Origin of the sequence: Paenibacillus physcomitrellae, assembly GCF_002240225.1 — a bacterium.
In the GTDB taxonomy this organism is placed as follows: Bacteria; Bacillota; Bacilli; order Paenibacillales; family Paenibacillaceae; genus Fontibacillus; species Fontibacillus physcomitrellae.
On the sequence record NZ_CP022584.1, the window covers coordinates 465,876 to 489,821 of the forward strand.

A 23,946-nucleotide genomic window follows, 5' to 3' on the forward strand; every position below is an offset into this window, starting at 1 on the left:
GCTGTATACGAAAAAGTAGATGAAATAGAAATAGACTGTATGGCACATGCACATATTCATTGCGCAAACCCGGTTGATCCGAAAGGAGACGGCGTTTATGCTTCTTTGTTATATTCTTGTCCTAGAAAATAGGCGGCACATCTCCTTGGCTGCCCAAGCTCTTTGCCTGGCTACGAATATATTAATTACACAACAAGACTAAGTTCAGAGGGTGAACATCCTTTAATTTTGATGTTAGGAGGAGAAGAAAGTGGCATTCTACCATTCAGGCCCAATAGAAAACCCGATTGATGCCTCTACTGGATCGAGGCCAACCGCGCAGGTGATGGTCAGCCTTACAAACCGCAGTTTGATAAACCCGGCTGCGGCAACGGTGACAGGATATAATTTAAGTGGGGCAAGGACGGTGTATATTGCGGAAGTCCTGCCCATTCCGGCAAACCAGGTGATGGTTCGAGCTTACCCTGCCGATGTGGATGCTTTTGAGTTTGATTTCAATATCACAGGAGTTACGCCGGAAGAAGTCGAAATTTCGTTGTGGGGGAAAAATGTAAACAATCAGCTGGTCAGCGCGCATCGGTTGTTAACTTCTGAACTGGTTGGGCCTGGGCCGACCGGAGCCACTGGAGCAACCGGGGCAACGGGTCCGACGGGACCAACAGGTGCTACGGGCCCAATAGGTGCTACGGGGCAGACAGGTGTTACGGGGCAGACAGGGCCAACAGGACCAGCAGGAGCCGCCGGACCGACCGGCGCTGCAGGAGAAACGGGAGCCACCGGTCCTACGGGAGCTCCCGGATCAAGGGGAGAAACAGGGCCAACAGGCGCTAGCGGGGTTATGGGGATGACCGGCCCTACCGGTGCGACCGGGGCTACGGGAGCGACTGGGGAAACAGGGGCGGTAGGTGACACGGGACCAACCGGACCGGCAGGGGGAGCGACCGGTGACACCGGTCCAACAGGAGCAACAGGAGCAACAGGGGCAACGGGTGCTACGGGAGCCACTGGAGCGACCGGGCCTACAGGAGCCACCGGGCCTACGGGCAGTGTGGAACCGAATCCGTTCAATGTCTATGTGCAAGCAGGTGCCGCTGGCGGTGATGGGAGCCAGGCGGCTCCGTACGGCACGATTCAGCAGGGTGTAACCGCCGTGTCTCCGACGGGGACCGTGCATATTTTGGGAGGCACATACCCGCTGACTGCAACCATTACCGTCAACAAAGCCGGAATCACGCTCCAGGGTTATCCGAACACCCAGATCATGCTGCAGGTAGCGGCGATTCCCTTCCTGGTGACCGGTAGCGGAGTGACGATAGACGGCTTGACCGTCACCAGTAACCTGCCTTATGCTGTTGAATTCTTCCAGTTTGCAGGAACGAATCATAGATTGACCAATAATATGATCTTTGGTCCGCCGCAAGCCGGGCCTTCAACAGGCTGGGTGGTTAACCGCGGATTCTTGACCCAGGGCAACGTGACAAATCTGCTGGTGAGAGGCAATATTTTCTATAGTTTAAGACAGCCTGCTTATCTGAATCCGAACTCAACAGGCAATATCATGAACAATGTCGTATATAACACACGCGGGTATGTGGTAGACCGCGCCATATTCGTCTTCTCGGGCAACTCCTGGGGCATTCCGGAGAATGCGGTGGATATCGCTTTGCTCGTCGGAACGCCAATCGGAGCGCCTTATGATCCGATCGGAGAACTTGCGGCTAACAATAGCAGTGCCACCATTGACGATCAAAGGTAATGCGCAGGACGTTAAAATCCGGTTTGATTCTCAATCACACCGATCATGCGAACGGCTAGAGCGTTATTGTTCCTTTTTTACGAAGGATTCTCCGTATATGAAGAGTCCTTTTTTTATGGCCGGGCTTGAGGGGTCTTGCGATATTGACTTGGTGTCATGCCGTAGAAAGAACTGAAATGTCTGGAAAAAGGATGGATCGAGCCGTAGCCCAGCTTCTCGGCAATCAAGGTCACGCTCATTTCGCTTTCAAGCAGCAGGTTGGCCGCTTTCTTCATGAGCAGATTATGCTGGTAAGCTTTCGGGGTGAGTCCGGTTTCCCGCAGAAACAGCTCATGAAAATAAGTCCGCTTTAATCCGCAGCTTCTGGACCACTCGGCAACGGAATTCCGGCGTTCGGGGGAGGCGTGAAGCTGCTGCAGAAACCGAACAATCCGGTAATCGGTCGGCTGTCGGGTTTGAAGGACGTTAAACCAGGACAACAGCCAGCCGTAAAAATAACTGTTCACCGCCTCCTGGCGGTATAATTCCAGCTCATCAAAGAAACGGGCCACCTGAATAAAGCCGTCATAGAGATGGGGATAGGCGCGCAGTGAATAAACCTTCGGCAGAAGCGTGAGCTCCTCGCAGTTCTCCTCCGGTGATAGCTCATCCAGATGAAACGGCTGCGGCGCATAAATAATGGTCCGGCTGTAAGGAGCCTGCTCCGGACGTTCCCACAAATCACAATAAAGATTGTAAGAGGATAAGGGGCGTTCGGGTGAAATGTGAAAAGCATGCGGCTGGCCTGGACGCAGAAAGATCAGCGTGCCCCGTTCAATCGGATAACGAATCCCGTCGATCTCCATTTCGCCAGGACCCTCCGTAAACAAATGAAAAGCGTATACGCTGCACACCCGCAGCTTCTCATTGCTGCTGCCATCGTATAAATATTTCATGGAGTCGCCTACATAAGGACGAATATCGGATATACGTTTCATGTTCCAAGCTCCTTCGTTATTCCCGGAATCGGATTGAATTACCGGACAATTCGTCAAATGATTGAATCATCCTGCAAAGACAATATCCTGCTTAGGATGATACGATAAATGCACCGTTAATGGAAAGAGGCAGGCATGCAGAGCGGATCATTTCGCAAGTTTAGAAAGTTTAGCAAGTCTCTTTGAATGCGCTTTCCCTATATGAATGCAGATAAACTCATTTTGAATAGAAAGAAGGAACTCTCCATGACAAAAAACAAACTTTGGTACACATCGCCGGCAAAGGGGTGGGCTCAAGGTCTTCCGGTCGGCAACGGTAGAATTGGAGCGGTCGTGATAGCGGAAGTGCTGAAAGAAGTTTGGTCCATGACCGAGATCACGTATTGGTCCGGACAGCCGGAATATGTGCAGGGAGCTGGCGGAGGTAAAGAGGCGATCGAAGAAATGAGAAGCCACTTCTTTGCCGGAGACTATGCAGGCGGGGACCAGCTGGCGAAACGTTATTTGCAGCCCGCCAAACAAAACTTCGGGACAAACCTGAGCCTTTGCGATGTGGTTGTGGAGTTTCAGCCGGCAGTGTCAGCCGGACAGCTGAATGCAAACGGTGGAGAGCAGGAGCCCATAGTATATCGTGAGCTGGATCTCGGCGAAGCGGCCGTGCGGACAGAAGTGCGGAGCTCGGAAGGGGCGGACAAGGCAGATAAGGCAGTTAAGGCAGTTAAGATAGACAAGGCAGACAAAACAGGGCAGACGGAGTCGGCCCTGTTCACGCGGGAGGTTCTGGCTACTCATGCCGAAGACCTGGTGGTAGGCAGGGTGCGAAGCGCGGTGCAGAGCGGCCTTCATTTTACACTTCGCCTGGAAGGCCGAACCTCTGAATTCAAAGCAGAAAGCGATCATCAGGAGTTGAGTGAAATCCGATTTCATGGCAAAGCGGTTGAAACGATACATAGCGACGGAAGCTGCGGAGTCAGCAGCGCCGGGGTCGTCAAGGTAGAGGCCTTTGGCGGTACCGTCAGCAGCCGTGACGGAATCATTAAGGTTATAGGGGCGGACGAGGCGGTCATTTATTTTGCGGTGAATACGGACTATAAACAGGAGGATGACAGCTGGAGCAACCGAGCGGCCGAACAAGTGAAAGGGGCCATGGCGAAAGGATTTGATCGGCTTAAAGCTGAACATATGGCCGATTATAAGCCGCTGTTTGAGCGGGTAAAACTCGACGTGGGAACTACGGAAGCGGCAAAGCTGCCGCTGGATGCAAGAATTCGCCGCTTTAAAGAAGGGAAGCTGGATGATCCGGCGCTTGTAGAGCTGTTTTTCCAATATGGTCGTTATTTGACGATTGCCGGGGCGAGAGAGGATTCTCCGCTGCCGCTGAATCTGCAGGGCATTTGGAACGACGGGGAAGCCAACCGGATGGCATGGAGCTGTGACTACCACCTCGACATTAATACCCAAATGAATTATTATCCAACGGAGATTGTGAATCTCGGTGAAAGCCATGTGCCGCTTATGGACTACGTAGAGGAGCTGGCCAAAGCCGGACGGACGACGGCGCGGGACTTGTACGGTGCAGACGGCTGGGTCGCCCATGTCTTCTCCAATGCCTGGGGATTTACGCTGCCTGGCTGGCAGACCGGCTGGGGGCTGAACGTAACTGGGGGCTTGTGGATTGCCACACATTTGATGGAGCATTACGAATATTCGCTGGATGAACGCTTCCTGCGGGAGCAGGCTTATCCGGTATTAAAGGATGCAGCGGCCTTTTTCCTCGATTACATGACCGAACATCCGAAGTATGGCTGGCTGGTGACGGGGCCGTCGAATTCGCCGGAGAACAGCTTCTATACCTCGAAGCCGGAGGAAAGCGGACAGCAGTTGTCTATGGGGCCAACCATGGATATGGTGCTGGTCAGGGATCTGCTTCAGTTCTGCCTGAAGGCCGCCCGCGAGCTCCAGCGGGATGAAGAGCTGCAGGAGCAGTGGTCAGCAGCGCTTGCCAAACTGCCCCCTCTTCAGATCGGCAAGCAGGGACAGCTGCAGGAATGGCTTGAGGATTACGAAGAAGCCCAGCCGGAGCACCGGCATTTATCGCATCTGACTGCTCTTTATCCGGGGAATCAAATTCATCCGGAACGGACCCGCGAACTGGCTGATGCGGCGAGAGTCACGCTTGAGAAGCGGATGGGGCAAAGCAATCTGGAGGACGTAGAGTTCACGGCGGCATTGTTCGCGATCTATTTCGCAAGGCTGCAGGAGGGCAGTCGAGCTTTGAAGCATGTCTCCCACCTGATCGGTGAATTATGCCTGGATAATATGTTAACGTTCTCAAAAGCAGGAATTGCCGGTGCCGAGACGAATATTTTTGTGATAGACGGCAATTTTGGAGGAGCTGCCGCGATTGCTGAAATGCTGCTGCACAGCCTTTCGGGCGAGATCGAATTGCTTCCGGCTCTGCCGCAGGAGTGGCAGGAAGGAAGCGTGAGTGGCTTACGAGCCAAAGGCGGCTTTGAAGTCGACATCGAGTGGAGCGGGGGAGAACTGCGAACCGTTTCCATCCGCTCCAGTTCCCCTGGCAGGACCGTCTTGATCCGGCACAAGGACAAACAAACTCGACTGGAATTGGCGCAGGGTGAAACTGTTCAATTGAATGCTAATCTTCACAATTTGAATGGCGAATTTCTAAATTCTGTGAGCTCCGGCAGGAAGGCAAATGAAACTTTGACAACAGACAGAAGAAATCCTTGACCCTGCGAACGTCGGCAAGAGCTGAAGACAACCGTTGAGCCAAAAGCCGTGGTTGTCTTTCCTGCCATTTGAAAGCGGATGTGGGGTCCGGGAGAACATTCTTTCAAAGGGGGAGAGGCTTTGCGTTTCTTTTCAAGCCAAACTATGCAGACTTCAGGAAAGCTGCTCCGCAACTCAAAACCTATGTTTGATCGGACCAGGCAGGTGCTTAGGCAGTCCAAAATGTTTCGACGATTTCTGATCTCTTATCTGATTATCCTGATCATCCCCAGCTTTGCCGGGTATCTGTCCTACCGAACCTCCATTTCGATTACCCAGTCCATGTCTATTGAGAATAGTGTCACGGAGCTTAATAAAAGCAAGGAAATGCTGGAAAGACGGATAGCGGAGGTAGAAGGGTTTACCCGGCAGCTGGCTTTAAATCAGGATTTAAATGCGCTGCTGAATGAGAAACCGGCCGTCAGCGGAGAGGTTAACGTATTTGGCATATGGGAACTGCTCAAGCAGGTCACACCTTTTAGCCAGACGAATGATTTTTTGCAAAATTATTATATCTATCTCAGCAATTACAATGTAATTTTGGCCAAAGGTTCCACCTACAGGCCTGAATCGTATTACCAATCCAGTCACTACGAAAATATGTCGCTGACCGAGTGGGAGGACCAGATTCTGCATAGTACACACCGCAGCGAAATCACGCCGCTTAACACTCTGGTAATGGAAAATAAGCAGATCTCAGCGATTTCTTATATGCAATCCCTGCCGCTCGACAGCTTCAGCGGTTCTTCCCCTGCTGCGATTGTGGTAACGATCGATGAGCAGAATATTGAAAATCTGCTGTCCGGCTGGATCGAAAGATACGGCGGATGGACGTCCATAACGGACGAACAAGGACAACCGCTCAGCTTGCAGGGGATTACAGCTGACAAAATGAAAGCGGTATCATCCGAGCTTGATTCAGATAATGGTCAGGTAAGCCGCTTCTGGGGCGACGACCTTGTCATCACCATTCCTTCCAAAACAACTGGATGGGTTTATCGGGCGGGGATTCCCAAACATGTGCTGATGCAAAATGCGAACCATATTAAATATATCTCCTGGGTATTTACCGGAGCGGCTTTGCTTGTCGGCTTGCTGGTGGGGTTGATTCTGTCTTACCGGAACAGCGCTCCCTTAAACCACCTGCTGGCCATGTTCAAGGAGCAGGTGCTGAAGGACGATCAGTTTCAGTTTCCTAAAAAGCGCAATGAGTTCGACTTCCTGCACGGCAACATTTCGCAGATTCTTGTGGAGAATAAACAGTTGGAGTCAGAGGTGGCGCGCCAGTTTCCACTCGTCAGAGACGGCTTCCTCAAGCGGCTGATTAATGGGGAGTTCGAGACGAAGTCGGAAATCCTGGCAGCAGCTGTGCAAACCCAAACCGAGCTGGAGTCCCACAGCGGTTATGTGGGCATTTTGCAGGTGAACGGGTATCCTGATCTGGACAGCGTGGATATCCTAAACGAATTGTACGCGGCCCGCCTGCTTGTCAAACAGATGCTGAACGGGAACGACCCATGGCCTGGAATGTATCTGACGGATTTGGGCTCTGATCAGATTGTCATGATCTTCCTGAACGGAATGGACGGGGAAATGGTGTCCAAGGAAGAGCAGCGCAAGCAGCTTGAGTCCATGATTGGCAGGATAATCGCAATTGCATACCAGGAATATAAAATGAAGCTGACCGCTGCTTTTGGCGAATTTTTCTCCTCGCTGCAGGAGATCAGTCAGTCCTTCGAGCAAGCCAAGCAGATGGCGGAGTACGCCGCGGCCGAGGAAAGGCCGGATATTGTCTGGTTCAGCGATTCCAGGCTTGAGAGCGGAAGTTATTATTATCCTCTGGACATGGAACACCGGCTGATCAGCACCGTACGTGCGGGAGACCGTGAAGAAGCGGATAAGCTGCTTCGGTCCATCATTGAACAGAATAGGGAGAACCGAAATCTGCTGCTGGAAATGAGATATCAATTCATTAACGAAATTAAAGCTACGCTGATCAAATTGCTGGACCAGAAGGTCTTTCTCGAGTCAGGCCGTCATCAGGAGCTGCATCTCAAGGTGATGAGCGTACAGGCCGGAAGTGAATGGGAGACGGTGCAGCAGGAATTTGGCGAGATGATCGCCGAGCTGTGCGAGGTCGTAACCAGCAAACAAAATGACAGCCAGCTGCAAATCGTAGAGAAGATCAAACAATTTATTTCAGAGCATTATTCTGACGGCGAGCTGAATTTGTACCGAATTGCGGAACAAGCGGAGCGGCCCGAAAAATATATTTCCCAACTTTTCAAAGAAGTTACGGGAACAAATTTGTCGGACTACCTGGAGCAGGTGCGTATGGAGGAGGCGGTTAAGCTTCTTCAAGCCAAACAGTGTACCGTGGATGAAATTTCTGTAATGGTCGGCTACAACAGCTCACATTCGTTCCGCCGGGCTTTCAAGAGAGTGATGGGCGTTTCGCCAAGCGCCTACCGGCAGCTCGCGCAGTAGCGCGGGCTCTTTTTCTTCTGTCAGAGCCTGGCCGCTTTGTAATCAGGCAGAAAATGTACGTTCTATGGGCCAATTGACCGGTTCTAATCGGAAGAAAGGTACCTTAAAAACCGGAATTGTACCTACCCCGTTTATACGCTGCGGCACTACAATGAACCCTGTATAAGAAAGCGCTGTCATTTGGCGTAGACCTAAAACGAAGGGGGGATTTATTTGAATGTCGCACGTAAAAGCTTTGCCAAGCACTGGCAGCTGTATCTCATCCTGATTCCACCGATTTTGTTCTTCATCATCTTTAAGTATTACCCGATGGCGAACGCCGTGCTGGCTTTCAAAGACTACAACGTAACAAAAGGCATTTGGGGCAGCCCGTGGATCGGCTTTAAAAATTTCAGAATGTTTTTTGATAATCCGATCTTCTGGACCCTCGTCAAAAATACCTTATTAATCAGTCTTTATCAATTGCTGGTGGGCTTCCCGATTCCGATTCTGCTGGCACTCGCCTTGAATGAAGTAAGGCATGCCAAGTTCAAGAAGCTGGTGCAAATGGTGACCTTTGCGCCTTATTTCATCTCGACGGTGGTCATGGTTTCCATGATCATGCTGTTCCTTGCGCCGCGGCTTGGTTTCGTCAATCTGGCTTTGAATGCGCTGGGGATGGACTCGATCAACTTCCTTGGGGAACCGGGAATGTTCCGCTCCATTTATGTATGGTCGGATCTCTGGCAGTCTGCCGGTTATGCATCAGTCGTATATTTGGCAGCGCTTGCAGGGATTGATCCGGTGCTTTATGAAGCGGCCAAGGTGGATGGGGCTTCCCGTCTGCAAAAGATCATTCACGTTGATTTGCCGGGCATATTGCCTACTGTAACGATTCTGCTCATTCTGAATGTAGGCAATATTATGGCGCTTGGCTTCGAGAAAATTTATTTGCTGCAAAATCCGCTTAATACATCGAGTTCAGAGGTCATTGCCACCTATGTGTACAAAATGGGCCTTTTGAACGCCAACTACAGCTTTGCAACGGCGGTTGGCTTGTTCAACTCGGTGATTAATCTGGTCCTGCTCGTTCTTGTCAACGGTCTGGCCAAACGGATTTCGAGCAACAGCATCTGGTAGAAAGGAGAGACTAGCCATGGCATCCCCGCTTTCGGCCACCACGGCACCCGGCAGTTCAAGAGCTTACCGCATTAAAAATTCGGCCGGCGACCGGGTATTTATGGCCATCATCTATACGGCGCTCAGTCTCATCCTGATTGCCGTGCTGTATCCGCTTATTTATATTCTCAGCAGCTCGATCAGCAGCCCGGATGCGGTCTCCTCCGGTAAAGTCTGGCTTTGGCCGGTGGATATTTCCTTTGAAGGATATACAACCTTATTTTCGACGCCGCTGATCCTGACCGGTTATGCCAACTCTTTGTTTTATACGGCTGCGGGCACCTTGATCAGCGTCACCTTGACGATTATGATCGCTTATCCGCTGTCCCGGCGAAGTTTGTACGGGCGCAGCGTGATCATGGTTTTTGTCACCTTTACGATGCTGTTTGGGGGAGGTTTGATTCCCACCTATCTCGTTGTAAAGCAGCTTGGAATGGTGGATACCCGCTGGGCGCTGCTCATTCCGAATGCGATCTGGGTGTGGCAGGTCATTATTGCCCGTTCTTTCTTCCAATCCTCGATTCCCGACGAATTGGTGGAAGCCAGCGAGCTTGACGGCTGCAGCGATCTGCGGTTTATCTGGAGCGTCGTGCTTCCGCTGTCCAAGCCGATCATCGCGGTGCTTGTGCTGATGTATGCGGTCGGCCAGTGGAACGCTTATTTCGATGCGCTGATTTATTTGAAATCGGACCATCTATTCCCGCTTCAACTGATTCTGCGCAGCATTATCATTCTGAATAACGGGGCAGGAGCCATGGATGCGGCGGAAATGGTGGAGAAGCAGCATCTATCCGACCTGCTGAAATATTCGCTGATTGTTGTGGCGACCTTGCCGGTGCTCTGCATCTATCCGTTCGTTCAGAAGCATTTTGTGCAGGGCATGCTTGTAGGTTCTGTGAAAGGCTGAGGATTTATTAAATCGACAATAAGGGAGAGGTCAGCTTTGAGAAAAAGAATATGGAGTTTATGGAGCTTGATCATCGTATTCAGCGTAGTGCTTACCGCCTGCGGAGGCGGCAATAACAGTGCGTCTTCGGGTTCCGGCAATGCGGCTGGCGGCAGTACGGAAAGCGGAAAGCCGGTCACTGTCAGCTTGTTTGCCCAGCAGGAAGCCGGCGTAGATCTGAAGACCAACACATTTAGCACATTCCTGGAGAAGCAGTTTAACGTTAAATTCGACTGGCAGGTCATTCCTACCGACGGCGCACAGGAGAAACGCCAGATCTCGCTGGCCAGCGGTGACTATCCGGATGCGTATTTCCTGACCGAATACATCGATCAATTCACGCCGGCGGATCTCCTGAAATACGGCAAACAAGGCGTGCTTGTTCCGCTTAATGACCTGATCGACCAATACGCACCGCATATCAAGGCGGCTATGGAATCGAATCCTTCGCTGCGCAGCTACATCACTGCGCCGGACGGCAACATCTATGGCCTTGTAGCTTATGCCGAGTGTTTCCACTGTTCTTATCCGAACAAAATGTGGATCAATACCAAATGGCTGGATAAGCTGAAGCTGGAAATGCCAAAGACGACGGAAGATTTCAAGAAAGTTTTGGAAGCGTTTAAAACACAGGATCCAAACGGCAACGGCAAAGCCGACGAAGTGCCTTTGAGCGGATCTACAGAAACGTTTGGCGTGCACATCGTGCCATTCCTGATGAACGGCTTTATCTATGATGATGACACGAACTATTTGCAGCTTAAGGATGGCAAAGTCGATTCCGTGGCCAACAAGCCGGAGTGGAAGGAAGGCCTTGAATACATCAAATCCCTGTATGATGAAGGTTTGATCGATCCGGGCGCCTTTACGCAAAATGCCGACGCATTCCGCAAGATCGGCGATAACGCCAGCGCAGAAATTTTGGGTGCTGGAGCAGGCATGCACCCGGCTATTTTCGTCAACACGAATACCAAAGATTATAATCCGGTTCCGCCTTTGACCGGCCCTCATGCCAACTATGCTACTCATAATGACGGCGGTATTGTTCCGGGAGCCAAATTCGTCATTACTAACAAAGCCAGCAAAGAAGCGCAGATTGCCCTGATTAAAATCGCGGATTATATGTACACGCCGGAAGGCCAGACGATCTCCAACTCAGGTCAGGAGGGCGAAGGCTGGAGAAAACCTAAAGAAGGCGAGCAAGCGCTTGGAGACGGCGTAACACCTCAGTTTGCCTCCATCAGCTATCCAACCGGTGAAGGCCCAACCAACTACGGCTGGGGCGGCATGTCGCATATGTATATGCCTAAGACGTACCGTGACAGCTTTGTAGCCGACCAGGATATCTATTCGCCAGACGGATATGAACGCAGATTGTACGAAGCTACGCTGCTGTATGAAGGCAAAGAACCGAAAGAACTGTTCCCGTTCTGGTCGATCTGGGTCGATCCATCCGAAACGGATGAGCTGAGCATGCTGCAGACGAATATCAAGAACTACATCGATCAAAATACACTTCAATTCATCACTGGCAGCAAAGACCTGAACAAAGACTGGGACAGCTACGTAAGTGGTCTTGATAAACTCCAGCTGAGCCGTTATCTGGAGATTTTGCAGAAAGCTTACGATTCAAGTAATTCCGCTGCAAAATAATCGGATTGCTCGCTTAATCACAAGTCAGACCTAACACTAACACTAACACTAACACTAACACTAACACTAACACCAAGCCATACATCAAACGAGAAAAATCGATCCCCTTTGTCACCGCTTGCGGCGGCAGAGGGGTTTGGTTTTTTAGGGGAGGAAGACATGGAGAATGAGCAGCTGAATCGTAAGGAAGAAATGGCAGCAGCGGCAGTGTGGTACGGAAGCCCAAGCACGGAGGAAGAGATTAAAAGAGGCAAGGAAGGATCGGGATTTCAGCTTCGCGGAGGCCTTCCCTATACTCAGAATAAGATCAGGCTGAAACGGCCTGTCCGAATCGCCTTTCTGGGCGGCTCGATTACGGAAGGAGCGGGAGCTTCCCAGGCGGAAGACACCAGCTGGAGGGCATTAACCGGCCAATATTTGAGCGAGCGGCTGGGGGGCGAGATGGTAAGCTGTGTCAATGCCGGGGTTGGTGGGACCAATTCGGTATTTGGCGCCCATCGGCTGTATGAGCACGTCCTCAGCCAGCGGCCGATTGACCTGCTGTTTGTAGAGTTTAGCGTCAATGACGGCAATGACCAGCTGGAGCAGGCAGAGTCTATTCGGGGGATGGAAGGCATCGTCCGGCAGATGAAGCGGTTGTCTCCGCAGACCGATCTTTGTTTCGTGTACACCGCATCAGAGCGGAACTTAAGTTCGGAAATGCCGAAGTATATTGCAGTCCATGAGCACGTAGCTGAACATTATCATCTTTCCAGTGTGAATTTCGCGCGAAAGGTCTACGATTTGCTTCAAGAAGAAGACACCGAATGGACCGATCTGGCACCGGATACCTATCACCCGAACGATGCTGGTCATGCGTTATATGCCGAGTATATGAAGGAGTATCTGGATAGAGCGTTATTCGGAGAATCCACGATTGGAGATGTGAAGGAGGAAGAAGCTGTTCCCGAGCCGATCGAGGAATCCAATTACGAATATGCAGGAACTCGGTCTGTATCAAACTGGGAAGAAGGAAGAGGGCACCTTCCGGCACGGCGGGAAGAAGGGGGGCGAAACGCCTCCACATCAGATGTTTTGGTTCTGCCTATCCCCCGGATTCGGCTGATCAGCCGAACAGGCTGGAAGCGCAGCAAGCTGGAGGCCAACGAACCGCTGATGAACTGGAGGTACGATACGGAGCACCTGTTTACGGAGCAGGAAGACGCCGATCTTACGTTCGAAGCGTGGGGCCAGAGCGCCGGTGTTACGATGCTGTACGGGCCGGATTCCGGCATCTTTGAATTCTCTATTAACGGAGGAACATTTGTGGAGGTGAATCTGTTTGATGAATGGTGTCCACTTGCTTATCGTCCGGTAAGTGTGCTGTTCCCAATTCAGACTGAAAGGGGGCCAATGACGATTACGCTGCGGAATACGGGACGCAGAGACCAGCGAAGCCGCGGAACCCGGCTCATGATCCTGCGGCTGCTCGTGAATTAAGGTTATTCGGCGGGATCTGCCTGCAGCGATCCAAATAAAAATCCGTCCACACAGTTGTCTGTGCGGACGGATATCTTTTTTTCGTGAAAGGAAATTTCTTAATCCTCGGGGATCAGCTTTTGATCGCGCCCATCATCATCCCTTTAACGAAATACTTCTGGACAAACGGATAAACCATAATGATCGGCAGTGTAGCGACCATGGTCGTAGCCATCCGGATACTTTCCGTAGAGACCGGAATTTGCTTCGAGCTTTGCGCAAGCTGCTGGGCATCGGACATCATGCCTGCGGTCTGGTATTGGTTCAGGATCTTCACCAGGACGGCCTGCAGCGTCTTAAGGTTTGGTTTGTAGGTGTATACATAGGAATCGTACCAGGAGTTCCAGTGGCCGATGGCCAGAAACAAGCCGATCGTGGCAAGCACCGGCACACAGAGCGGCATGACGATCCGGAAGAAGATCTGCAGATCGTTGGCACCGTCAATTTTGGCGGATTCTTCGACTTCGCCGGGAATCTGCTCGATAAAGGTGCGAACCAGGATCATCAGGAACACGCCGATCAAGCCCGGGAAGATGAACACCCAGAACGAGTCGATCAGGCCAACGGATTTAATGACCATGTAAGTAGGAATAAGACCGCCGCCAAAGTACATCGTGAACACAAAGAAGAAGGAGAAGTACTTCCAGCCAAGCAAATAACGTTTGCTTAGCGAATAAGCCAGCATGGAGATGCAGAACATCGATAAGGCCGTTCCGATGATGGTTCGGAGCACCGTAACCTGCAGCGCGCTCCAGATTTCAGGATTCCGGAAGATCGTCCGGTAGCTTTCAAAGGTAAGCGATCTCGGCCAGAAATATAAATTCCCGCGAAGCGTGTCGGTTGCATCGTTCAGGGAGATCACCAGGATGTTCCAGAACGGATAGAAGGTAACGACGAAGATGCCTGCCAGGAAAATATACAGCGCCGCATCAAATAAACGTTCGCCAAAAGTTTTGCTGTTCATATGAGGTCCCTCCGGTGTAAGTTTAGAATAGGGAGTGTCCATTCACTCGTTTGGCAATGAAATTGACAATAACTACGATAATGAAGGCAACTACGGAACTGAACATGCCTACTGCGGAAGCATAGGAGAACATGCCGTTCTGAATCCCGTAGCGGAAGGAATACGTCGACAATACATCCGAATAATCCTTGGTCAAATCATTGCCAAGCAGGAAGTGCTGGTCAAAGCCCGCATTCAGGATGCCGCCAAGCGCCAGAATCAGCAGAATGACAATCGTTGGTTTTAAGTGCGGCAGTGTAATATACCGGATTTGTTTAAACCGGTTAGCGCCGTCAACCTTAGCAGCCTCGTAAAGCTCCGGATTGATGGAAGAAATGGCGGCCAGATACATAATGGAGCTGTAGCCCATGTCTTTCCAAGTGTTGCCCAAGGCGACAATCCACCAGAAATATTTGCCGTGCTGCAGGAACAGGACGCTTTCGTTCGTAATATGCAGGAACTTGAGCAGACCGTTGATCGCTCCGTCAGAGGACAGCAGTGTCACGATAATGTTCGCGGCGATAACCCAGGAGATGAAATAGGGCAAATAGGATGCGGTCTGAACGGTTTTCTTGAAGGCTACGTTCTTGATTTCGTTGATGGCGATGGCGATCAGGATCGGCATCGGGAACGAGAAGAGCAGGGTAATGAGGGTAGATGCCAGCGTATTCCGCATGATGAGCAGGAAGTCGCCGTTGCTGAAGAAATAATCGAACCACTTGAACCCTACGAATTCGCTGCTAAATAAAGTCTGCCAAAATGCGCCCAGTGTCGGCTGGTAGTTAACGAAAGACATGTACAATCCGACCATCGGCGTATAGGCGAAAATGAGCGCCCATATGACGGCGGGCAGCATCATCAGGAAGAGGAATTTTTGCTGCTTGAACTTCATCCAGGTTTTTCGCTGAGGGATCGCAAGAGCCGGTACTTGCGGGTTCTCTCGCACTTTTGTAAAGGTTTTCATTTTGCTGCACCTCGCAATCTCAAGTTACTTAAAATTATAGGACCGGCCAAAAAGCAGTGTCGATATGACATTCTAACGAATGATACTTGAAAATAACTTTCATACGAAAGGACGATTAAAGGATTTTCATGTAAGCGCTATAATAATAGCGACGAAGCGGGGGAGGGACAGCTATGTACAGCATATTTCTGGTCGATGACGAGACGCTTGAGCTTGAAATGATGCGGGATTATATACGTTGGGAAGAAATGGGGATTTATGTGGCCGGGACGGCCATCAACGGCAAGGATGCTTTGGAGAAGATTGAGGTGATGCAGCCTGACATCGTCTTGACGGATGTGCAAATGCCCATCATGAACGGGATTGATCTGGCCAAGCTGGTCCGTGAAAGGTACGACTGGATGCAGCTTGTATTTCTGACCGGCCATGATGAATTTACTTATGTCAAATCGGCACTTAACGTAGGCGCTGTAGGTTATTTGCTGAAACCGCTCGACTTGACTGAAATCGTGGCGGTTATGGAGAGGGTGAAGCAGCAATGCGAGGAGGTCCGTCTCAAGAACCGCTCTATCCAGGCAGCCAAAGCCAATATCTTCAAAGAACTGCTGTTTGAGCGCAGCACGGATAGAATAGATAACCTGAAATCGAGCTTCTGCAAGCTGGCTCGCAGGCAGGAGGCCGGAACTTACTGCTTGCTGCTGTGCGACATCCATCCGGGAGCCCAGGGGGATGGAACCGTTATGGAAGAGGCGGTCAAAGCCTTCACCTCCTTGGCGGAACGTTTCCTGGCAGGAGAGAAGCTGGCTGGTATGACCGTCGTGATTCGCGACAGTGAAGTGGGGATTTTTCTGGACTGCAGCTCGGAAACGGCAACTGAAACGGGTACGGGAACTTCGCTGAAGGCTGGACATTCTGCCGTCTTCCGGATCGCTGAGCGCTGGTCGTCTTTTCTGCAGGAAAATGCCGATTTTCCGGTTACCATTGCTGTTAACGAGAAGGCCGCCGGGCTGTCTGATCTGGCGGAACTCTATGAACAGAGCAAGCAAATTCTGGCCGATCAATTCTACGTGGGAGAAGGTAAAGTGATTTCGCAGTCGGAGAATCGCACACCGTTCCACGATGAATTAATGCCGCCGTTTCCGTCCGAGCGCTGGCTAGAGGCGGTCAACCAGCTGGACGCCGAGAAAGCCCGCGAGCTTGTCCATGAATATACGGCAGGGTTGATCCGGCTGCGTGCAGGCCGCAAAGCGGTGTGCGATTGGGCTCTGCAGCTCATTGGCCGACTGGAAGAGGAAATTCTGCATCAATCGGCCGGCGGGTATGAGAGAGGCGAAATGTATTATTCCATCTACAACTGCCGGACGATTCAGCAGATTGAGTCCATCGTTCTTAAGACAGCCGAAGAGACGATGGAGCGGCTCGGTGAACGGTTTATGGATAAAAATGCCAAGCTGGTTCACCAGGTTTGCAGCCTGATTGATCAAACCTATCACGAGCCCATTACCATCAATAGTTTATCTGATCAGGTCTATCTGTCTCCGAATTATTTGAGGTCGATCTTTAAAGAGAAGACAGGGATGACCATTCATGATTATTTGACGAAGATCCGGCTGGATAAAGCCAAGCTGCTGCTGGCGGACGGTTCCCTGAAGGTTCAGGATATAGCGCAGAGGGTCGGTTATGAAAGCACTTCGTATTTTATTTCCTTATTCCTAAAGAACCAGGGAGTTACGCCGAATGAATACCGAAAGAGTCTATAAACCAGTGAAGGATAAGCCCGTGAAAGGACATCCCGGCGCCCGAAGACGACGTTTCTCGCTGCTGCAGAAAGGGGCGTTTGCGAACCTGCCCCTTCGAAACAAGTTTTTCTTTATTTTTCTGATTGTGCTGATCCTGCCTTTCTCTCTGCTGATTGTTTACTCTTATTCCTCAACAAGAGATACAATCACCCAGCAGACTTACACGAGCCTTGACAGCACGCTCGAACAGATTGATACCAACGTGGAGAACCGGTTGGAATATTACAAGCAGTTGTCTACCAGTTTGTATATGGACGCCCAGCTCCGCAACTATTTGTCTTCCAATTACGAGGAGGCCTTTTATTATCTGGACGCCTTTGAATATATCAACCGAGTGCTGCCGTCGCTGATGATTCTGAATTCAAATTTGCAGGGCATTACGATTTATTCCAACAACGAAACCCTTTATACAGACGAACAATACGTCAAACATATGGAAGAGCTTCCGGAACCGATTCGGCAAAGAGCGCTTGATGCGGCCGGAGGAACGGTTTATACGCATTCCAGCGATTACAAAGCGGACGATGCGCATATCACATTGGCAAGATCGCTTAGTTATTTCAGTTTGAAGCATCCGTACGGCATCTTGACCATGGACATCAACAGCAGCGAGCTGTATTCACTGATTGAGAAGGAGAACAACAATAAAAGCGTCTACATCATAGATGAGAACGGCGGACTGATCAGTACGGGAGACCAAACCATAACCTCCAGACAGCTGTTTAACATCTATCCGATAGAGGACCAGCTGGCAAATAAAGACGGGGAATTTGATGCGGTCATTCATGGGGAAAAGCAATTTTTCACTTATAAGACGCTAAGTAACGGCTGGAAAATCGTCATCACAATCCCTTATAACGAATTGCTTTCGGACACCAACAAGGCAACCACCCATATTATCTGGATTTCAGCGATTGCTATTGCTGCCGCAACCCTGCTGATCTTTGTCACGAGCAAGGTGATCACCAAACGGATCGAAATATTGCTGTCCCAGATCCGCAAGGTGGAACGGGGGGATTTCAGGCTGTCCATCAAACCGATGGGCCATGATGAAATCGGCCAATTGTCCTTTGCGTTCAATAAAATGGCGACGCAGATCCAGTCCCTGATTCATGATGTGTATGAGAAGGAACTGGCAATGAAAGAATCGGAGCTGAACACGCTGCAAGCGCAAATTAATCCTCATTTTCTCTATAATACGTTATCATCTATCTCCTCATTGGCTGTTAAAGAAGGGGCGATGCCGGTCTATCAAATGGTCAATTATTTGGCCAAATATTACCGGGTATCTCTGAATAAAGGCAAACGGATTATTCTGATCGAACAGGAAATCAACCTGATCCGCAACTATGTGGCCATTCAGGCTATCCGGTTCCCCGACAAGCTGCACATGCATTACGATTTGGATGAATCGCTGTTTGGGAGAACGACGATCAAGCTGATTCTGCAGCCTTTTATCGAAAATTGCATCAATCATGCTATTTGGGATGAGAGCGGGATTAACATCATCGTCAAACTTCAGCAGGAGGGCGAGGATATTCTGCTAAGGGTCATTGACGACGGGATCGGAATGACGGCTGAACAGCTGGAACGGGCGTTGAGCAAAACGGATAATTTGTCCGGTTATGGCATCAAGAACGTGGATGACCGGATCAAGCTGACCTACGGGGAACGTTACGGCGTGCACATGTACAGCAGACCGGGCATTGGAACAGCCGTGACCATCCGGATTCCGCTTGATCCGACCGTGGAGCGGTGAATAATCAGGTCTACAGGATGAAAGACGTTTTCCATCATGGATTGTAAGATTGCGGTATGGATTATTGGTTCGGGCATTTTTACAATGGACTTGTGTTCAACGTTCACAGCTCACAGCATTCACGATCAGAAGAAAGGGGTTTTAAGATGAAAAAGATATTGGCAATCGCAGCCGCAGCTTCACTCTTGGTAGCGCTTACGGCATGTGGAAGCGACAAGGGTGCATCCTCCGGCGCTTCCGGCGCAAACGCAGAGACAGACACAGGGCCGATTACATTGACCTGGTTTGACAAAAACACGGGAGATGCTTTTAACAACCCTGTTGCGAAAGCGATTACAGAGAAGACGGGAGTGACGATTGAAGTACAGCAGCCTACCGGCAACCCGGCGGAGAAATTGAATTTGATGCTGGCAAGTAATGATTTGCCGGATGTCGTGATGCTGGATCGTGGAAGCGATATCATGAATAAATATATTTCTTCCGGCGCGATTATTCCGCTGAATGACCTGATTGATAAATATGCGCCGCATATTAAAGAAATGTACGGAGATACGCTGAAGAAAACCCGAAGCGAAGACGGCAAGAACTACTATTTCGCTAACTGGTATGGACTGGAGCAATATCCGGTGTTCGGATTCATGATGCGCATGGATCTTATGAAAGAGCTCGGCGTCGGTGATAAGGTTAACAACGGCGAACCTTTCACAGCGCAGGAATTTGAAGATCTGCTGGTTAAGTTCAAAGAGAAATACCCGACCATCGACGGTAAAGAAAGCATCCCGATGACGCTGAACGGCGAGAACATCGGCAGTGTAACAGGCACATTTAAAGGGATGTTCGGCATCATGCCTTACTACGAAGAGAACGGCGAGCTGAAGAAAGACATTCGTGATCCGAAATATCTGGAAATGGTGAAATATTTGAATTCGCTGTACCAAAAAGGATTGCTCGACAAGGAATGGGCGACCTTGAAAACCAAGCAGTATGAGCAAAAGCTGTCCACAGGCAACGTATTCGCGACTGCCGAAGCGCTCTGGAATGTCGGCAATGCCAATACGGCGCTCAGAGCCACAGTCACCGACCCGGCCCAGCAGGACGACCATCAATTCTACCAATACAAGGTGCTTGCTCCCGGCATCGGTCCAGATCAAACGACTTATGGCCCTAAGAGCTCCCTCGGCTGGGACGGCATCGCAATTACCAAAACCAACAAAGATCCGGTCAGAACGATCAAGCTGCTTGATTTCCTTGCCAGTGAAGAAGGACAATACTTGCTGATGTGGGGCATTGAAGGCAAGGACTGGGACATGAAGGACGGCAAACACGTACCGCGCCAAGAGACGCTTGATGCCTTCAAGAAGAATTGGGATGAAGCTTCCCGCACAACCGGTATCCGCAAATGGACTTGGATGGTCAAGAATGGCCCGGGCTCGGATGGCACACCGTATGACCTGATCGGCCGTTATTCCTCGGATCCGGTAACGGATCTGGCGATCAAGAACCTGGCCGACACTTCTTTCGATACAGCACCATATGACAGCCTGGGACCTGACGGCGGTACACCTGAAGCAATCATGGAGACTAAAGTCAATGACACGATCAATAAATATTTCCTGAAGATGGCGCTGGCTCCTTCTACGGATCAAGTAACGGATTTGTACAACCAAATGATCAAAGAAGTGGATGCAGCCGGTCTGCCGAAGCTGGAGAAGATCTATACCGATAACTATAAAAAACGTCAAGAGCTGTGGAACAGCTAAGCGGCCAAATATGTGAATTTCTAAGCAGCTAAACTTCTAAGCAACTTATCGTACTTTTGCAAAGGCATTGAGTCAGGAAAGGGAGAAGAAGACGTCTGTCTTTCGTCTCCCTTTTTATTCGGCAGCAGCTACTTAACGAGGGAAGGATTGATTGAAGTTGGCCATTCATTTTGATGAGAAACTCCGCATTTTTGCAATCCATACGCAGCACTGCTCTTACCTCTTCGGGGTTAATGATAAAGGCAAACTGCAGCATCTGTATTGGGGGCCGCAGGTATCTATTGAAGACGCGGCTCCGCTGCTTCGTGCTTCCTCGCACAGCTCCTTTGATGCCGAGCTGGACCGGGAAGCGGAAGAATACAGCTTCTGGGGCGGGGTCAGCTATACAGAGCCATCTCTGAAGGTGCGCATGCCTGACGGCGTCCGGGATTTGGACGTAGATTACGCGGGCCATACGGTCTCCAAGCAGGACGGCAAGGAGACGTTAACGATTTCTTTGAAGGACAAGGTTTATCCGCTGGAGACGGTTCTTGTTTATCGGGTTATCCCCGAGCATGGCCTGATTGAGCGTCATACTGTTATTCGGAATACGGGACAGCAGGAGATCATTCTGGAAAATATGCAATCCGCAGCCTGGAGCCTGCCTTATTTGCCGGAGACGCGGATGACCCATGTAACGGGGAAATGGTCCGGGGAATTCCAGCTTCGCAGCACCTTCCTGACCGAAGGTAAAAAGGTGATTGAGTCCCGTAGAGGTTTCACGGACAGCCATGCCAATCCTTGGTTTGCTGTTGATGATGGCAAAGCAACGGAAGATGCGGGCCAGGTTTGGTTCGGCGCTCTGGCCTGGAGCGGCAACTGGAAGATCACGGCAGAGAAGACGGCTTTTAATCATGTCCGCGTGACGGGCGGCATTAATGATTTTGACAACGAGTGGGTGCTGGGAGGAGGAGAGTCATTCCAGACCCCTGTGTTTGTCGGTGGTTACAGCCCGGGCGGATTTGGCGGCATGAGCCGGCAGCTTCACCGGTATCAATATGACTACGTCCTCCCACGAAGCGAGACAAGAAAGGTGCTCTACAATTCCTGGGAAGCGACTTATTTCGACGTGAACGTCAAAGATCAGATGGCCCTTGCCGAGCGGGCGGCCAAAGCCGGAGTCGAGCTGTTTGTCGTCGATGACGGCTGGTTCGGGGCCCGTAACCATGACCGTGCCGGTCTGGGGGACTGGCAAGTGAACAAGGAGAAATTCCCGAATGGCTTGAATCAGCTGATCGGCCGGGTTCATGAGCTTGGCATGGAGTTTGGCCTTTGGGTCGAGCCGGAATCCGTTAATCCGGACAGCGATCTGTACCGTGCTCACCCTGATTGGGTGTACCATTTTGAAACCCGCGAGCGGACCGAGCTCCGCAATCAGCTGCTCCTGAACATTTCCAAACCGGAAGTGAAGGCTTATATTTTGCAGTTCATGACCGAGCTGCTGGAGGAGCACGAGATTAAGTTCATCAAGTGGGACATGAACCGAACCATCTCCGAACCCGGCATGAAGGACCATCCTTTGAACCGGCAAAAAGAAATCTGGGTCCGCCATGCGCTCACCCTTTACGAGATCTGGGACGAGCTGCGCCGCAGATTCCCGCAGGTCGAATTCGAAACCTGCGCCGGCGGCGGCTCACGTATTGATCTAGGCATTTTCCGTTATGCCGACCAATCCTGGCCGAGCGATAATACCGATCCGTTCGACCGCCTGAGCATCCAGAAAGGCTTCTCTTACACTTATGCGCCGCGCATGATGACCTGCTGGGTGACGGAATCGCCGACCGGCATGAACAAACGCCGGGTATCGCTCAAATACCGTTTCCACAGCGCCATGACGGGAACGCTCGGCATCGGCTCCAATCTAAATGGATGGAGCGATGAGCAGATTGCCGAAACAGCCTCCTATGTGGAGCAGTACAAACAAATCCGCCATCTCGTGCAGTTTGGCGATCAATATCGTTTGTCTTCTCTGGAGGATAAAGGCGTGACCGCCATTCAATATGCGGGCGGAGACGGCAGCGACCATGTCTTGTTTGCCTTCCTGCACTCGCAGAAGCTGGGGGAACCGCTGCCAAGGCTGAGATTAAAGAGTCTTAAGCCGGAGAAGACCTATGCCATCGAAGGGTTAAGCGGCCTCTGGAGCGGCCGCGCACTGATGAACATCGGCATTGAACTTCCGCTTCGCGGGGATTTCGACAGCTTGATGTACCGGATTCGCGAGAGTATTTAACCGGATTGAATAGTGAATAGCGAATAGTGAACATGGAGAAAACCTCCGACTACCCTTTCCGGGTTTCCCGGTATTCGGTCGGAGGTTTCCCCATGATTTTTTTGAACAGTCTGGAGAAGTAATAAGGGTCCTGAAAACCCAGCCTGTGGCTGATTTCTTTAATGCTCTGGTCGGTCAAATCCAGCATTTGGCAGGCACGCTGGATTTTAAGCCTTAAATAATAATCGACCGGCGAATAACCGGTGGCCTGCTTGAAGCGGTGTGTCAGATGAGGCACCGACAGATTGGCCTGCGACGCCAGTTCAGCCAACGTTAATTGTCCTTCCAGATGTTCGGACATGTAGCGGATCGTTCCGTCCATATTCCCTTTATTTCCGGGCTGCCGATTGGAATCGGAAGACAGCAGCTGCGGAAGTCTCAGCATAACCGCAAGATAAGAGGCGAGCTGGGACACATAAATCATGTGGTTCAACGAATACCCTTTCTGCAGGATCTCGTATCCTTCTTCAAATAACCGCACGACATTGGTGTTCTGCTGGGCGCCTAATAAGAGGGGTTCTGACTGTTTGTCAAAGTCTTCAAAGAAAACCTCGGCTTGTTCTCCTTTCATATGCCACCAGTAGATACTCCAGGGATGGTCTTCGGAAGAGGCATACTGATGCCCGGCGCCGGCAGGAATGACGGCGGCAAAACCTTTGCGCAGCTCATGCTTTCTTCCATCCTGAATCTGAATCCATCCTTCGCCCCCCGCACAATAAATGAGAATGTAAGCCCCGATTCCGTCCGGCCGTTCCCGGTAATGATATTTGGCTTCCGGGAAATAGCCGGTGTCCGTCACATATAGAGGAGCAACAAGCGGATGCTTGGAGACCTTATTCAGTATATCGTCCGGTAATACAATCAGCTTCTGCGACGTGAATCCGTCTATTTTTCTTATCATATCCATAATTCAACTATGATCATTTCGTGATTTAGTGTCAATAGAAAACAGGAAAAAATCATCATATAATCCATCAAGACCATGAGATTGTCAATGGAATACGGAAGCGGGGGCGAGGTAACATAGCCTTATAAGAAAGCGATTTCTTGACAGAAAGGATGAATATG

The 23,946-nt window shown here is 50.7% G+C and carries 15 protein-coding genes; 11 read left to right on the forward strand and 4 right to left on the reverse strand.

Annotated elements, in window-relative coordinates; translation table 11 throughout:
* Positions 1–250: 250 nt before the first annotated feature.
* Entirely contained in the window at positions 251–1,756 is a 1,506-nt protein-coding gene (locus tag CBE73_RS22540) for a collagen-like triple helix repeat-containing protein (RefSeq protein ID WP_217349724.1), read from the forward strand.
* 113 nt (positions 1,757–1,869) lie between these two features.
* On the opposite strand, the gene CBE73_RS02145 is transcribed toward CBE73_RS22540, so the two are convergent.
* Positions 1,870–2,733 carry a helix-turn-helix domain-containing protein gene (locus CBE73_RS02145; RefSeq protein WP_094096079.1) on the reverse strand — a complete coding sequence of 288 codons (864 nt, stop codon included), beginning with the start codon at positions 2,731–2,733 and terminating at the stop codon, positions 1,870–1,872.
* A 246-nt stretch (positions 2,734–2,979) separates the two neighbouring features.
* Between CBE73_RS02145 and CBE73_RS02150 the strand changes: the two genes are divergently transcribed.
* The 6 genes from CBE73_RS02150 to CBE73_RS02175 all read left to right on the forward strand — a co-directional run bounded on the left by CBE73_RS02150 (position 2,980) and on the right by CBE73_RS02175 (position 13,246).
* A complete protein-coding gene (locus CBE73_RS02150) occupies positions 2,980–5,484 on the forward strand; it encodes a glycoside hydrolase family 95 protein (RefSeq protein WP_094092800.1) in 2,505 nt (834 codons plus the stop codon).
* Positions 5,485–5,667: 183 nt separating this feature from the next.
* Positions 5,668–8,010: a helix-turn-helix domain-containing protein gene (locus tag CBE73_RS02155; protein ID WP_244905512.1), complete on the forward strand. Its 2,343-nt coding sequence runs from the start codon at positions 5,668–5,670 to the stop codon at positions 8,008–8,010.
* Between the two features lie 213 nt (positions 8,011–8,223).
* Positions 8,224–9,129, forward strand: a complete 906-nt coding sequence (locus CBE73_RS02160) for an ABC transporter permease (protein WP_229752567.1) — start codon at positions 8,224–8,226, stop codon at positions 9,127–9,129.
* Positions 9,130–9,145: 16 nt separating this feature from the next.
* A complete protein-coding gene (locus tag CBE73_RS02165; protein WP_094092801.1) occupies positions 9,146–10,075 on the forward strand; it encodes a carbohydrate ABC transporter permease in 930 nt (309 codons plus the stop codon).
* Positions 10,076–10,111: 36 nt separating this feature from the next.
* Positions 10,112–11,767, forward strand: coding sequence for an ABC transporter substrate-binding protein (locus tag CBE73_RS02170; RefSeq protein ID WP_094092802.1), 1,656 nt, complete (start codon positions 10,112–10,114; stop codon positions 11,765–11,767).
* Positions 11,768–11,926: 159 nt separating this feature from the next.
* Positions 11,927–13,246, forward strand: a complete 1,320-nt coding sequence (locus tag CBE73_RS02175) for an SGNH/GDSL hydrolase family protein (RefSeq protein WP_094092803.1) — start codon at positions 11,927–11,929, stop codon at positions 13,244–13,246.
* Positions 13,247–13,358: 112 nt separating this feature from the next.
* Here CBE73_RS02175 and CBE73_RS02180 read toward each other — a convergent pair whose 3' ends face one another.
* A complete protein-coding gene (locus tag CBE73_RS02180) occupies positions 13,359–14,249 on the reverse strand; it encodes a carbohydrate ABC transporter permease (protein WP_094092804.1) in 891 nt (296 codons plus the stop codon).
* Positions 14,250–14,271: 22 nt separating this feature from the next.
* Positions 14,272–15,252 carry an ABC transporter permease gene (locus CBE73_RS02185; protein ID WP_094092805.1) on the reverse strand — a complete coding sequence of 327 codons (981 nt, stop codon included), beginning with the start codon at positions 15,250–15,252 and terminating at the stop codon, positions 14,272–14,274.
* Positions 15,253–15,425: 173 nt separating this feature from the next.
* Here CBE73_RS02185 and CBE73_RS02190 point away from each other — a divergent pair, with 173 nt between their 5' ends.
* The 4 genes from CBE73_RS02190 to CBE73_RS02205 all read left to right on the forward strand — a co-directional run bounded on the left by CBE73_RS02190 (position 15,426) and on the right by CBE73_RS02205 (position 22,839).
* Positions 15,426–17,012, forward strand: a complete 1,587-nt coding sequence (locus CBE73_RS02190; RefSeq protein WP_094092806.1) for a response regulator transcription factor — start codon at positions 15,426–15,428, stop codon at positions 17,010–17,012.
* The gene (locus CBE73_RS02195) at positions 16,990–18,810 is read left to right on the forward strand and encodes a sensor histidine kinase (protein WP_094092807.1); all 1,821 of its coding nucleotides are present in this window, start codon (positions 16,990–16,992) and stop codon (positions 18,808–18,810) included. The genes CBE73_RS02190 and CBE73_RS02195 overlap by 23 nt, the downstream gene beginning before the upstream one ends.
* A 146-nt stretch (positions 18,811–18,956) precedes the next feature.
* The gene (locus CBE73_RS02200) at positions 18,957–20,570 is read left to right on the forward strand and encodes an ABC transporter substrate-binding protein (protein ID WP_094092808.1); all 1,614 of its coding nucleotides are present in this window, start codon (positions 18,957–18,959) and stop codon (positions 20,568–20,570) included.
* Between the two features lie 157 nt (positions 20,571–20,727).
* Positions 20,728–22,839: an alpha-galactosidase gene (locus CBE73_RS02205; protein WP_094096082.1), complete on the forward strand. Its 2,112-nt coding sequence runs from the start codon at positions 20,728–20,730 to the stop codon at positions 22,837–22,839.
* 49 nt (positions 22,840–22,888) lie between these two features.
* Here the strand turns inward: CBE73_RS02205 and CBE73_RS02210 are convergent, their stop codons facing one another.
* Complete coding sequence (locus CBE73_RS02210; RefSeq protein ID WP_229752566.1) at positions 22,889–23,779, reverse strand: AraC family transcriptional regulator; 891 nt, start codon at positions 23,777–23,779, stop codon at positions 22,889–22,891.
* Positions 23,780–23,946: the final 167 nt, after the last annotated feature.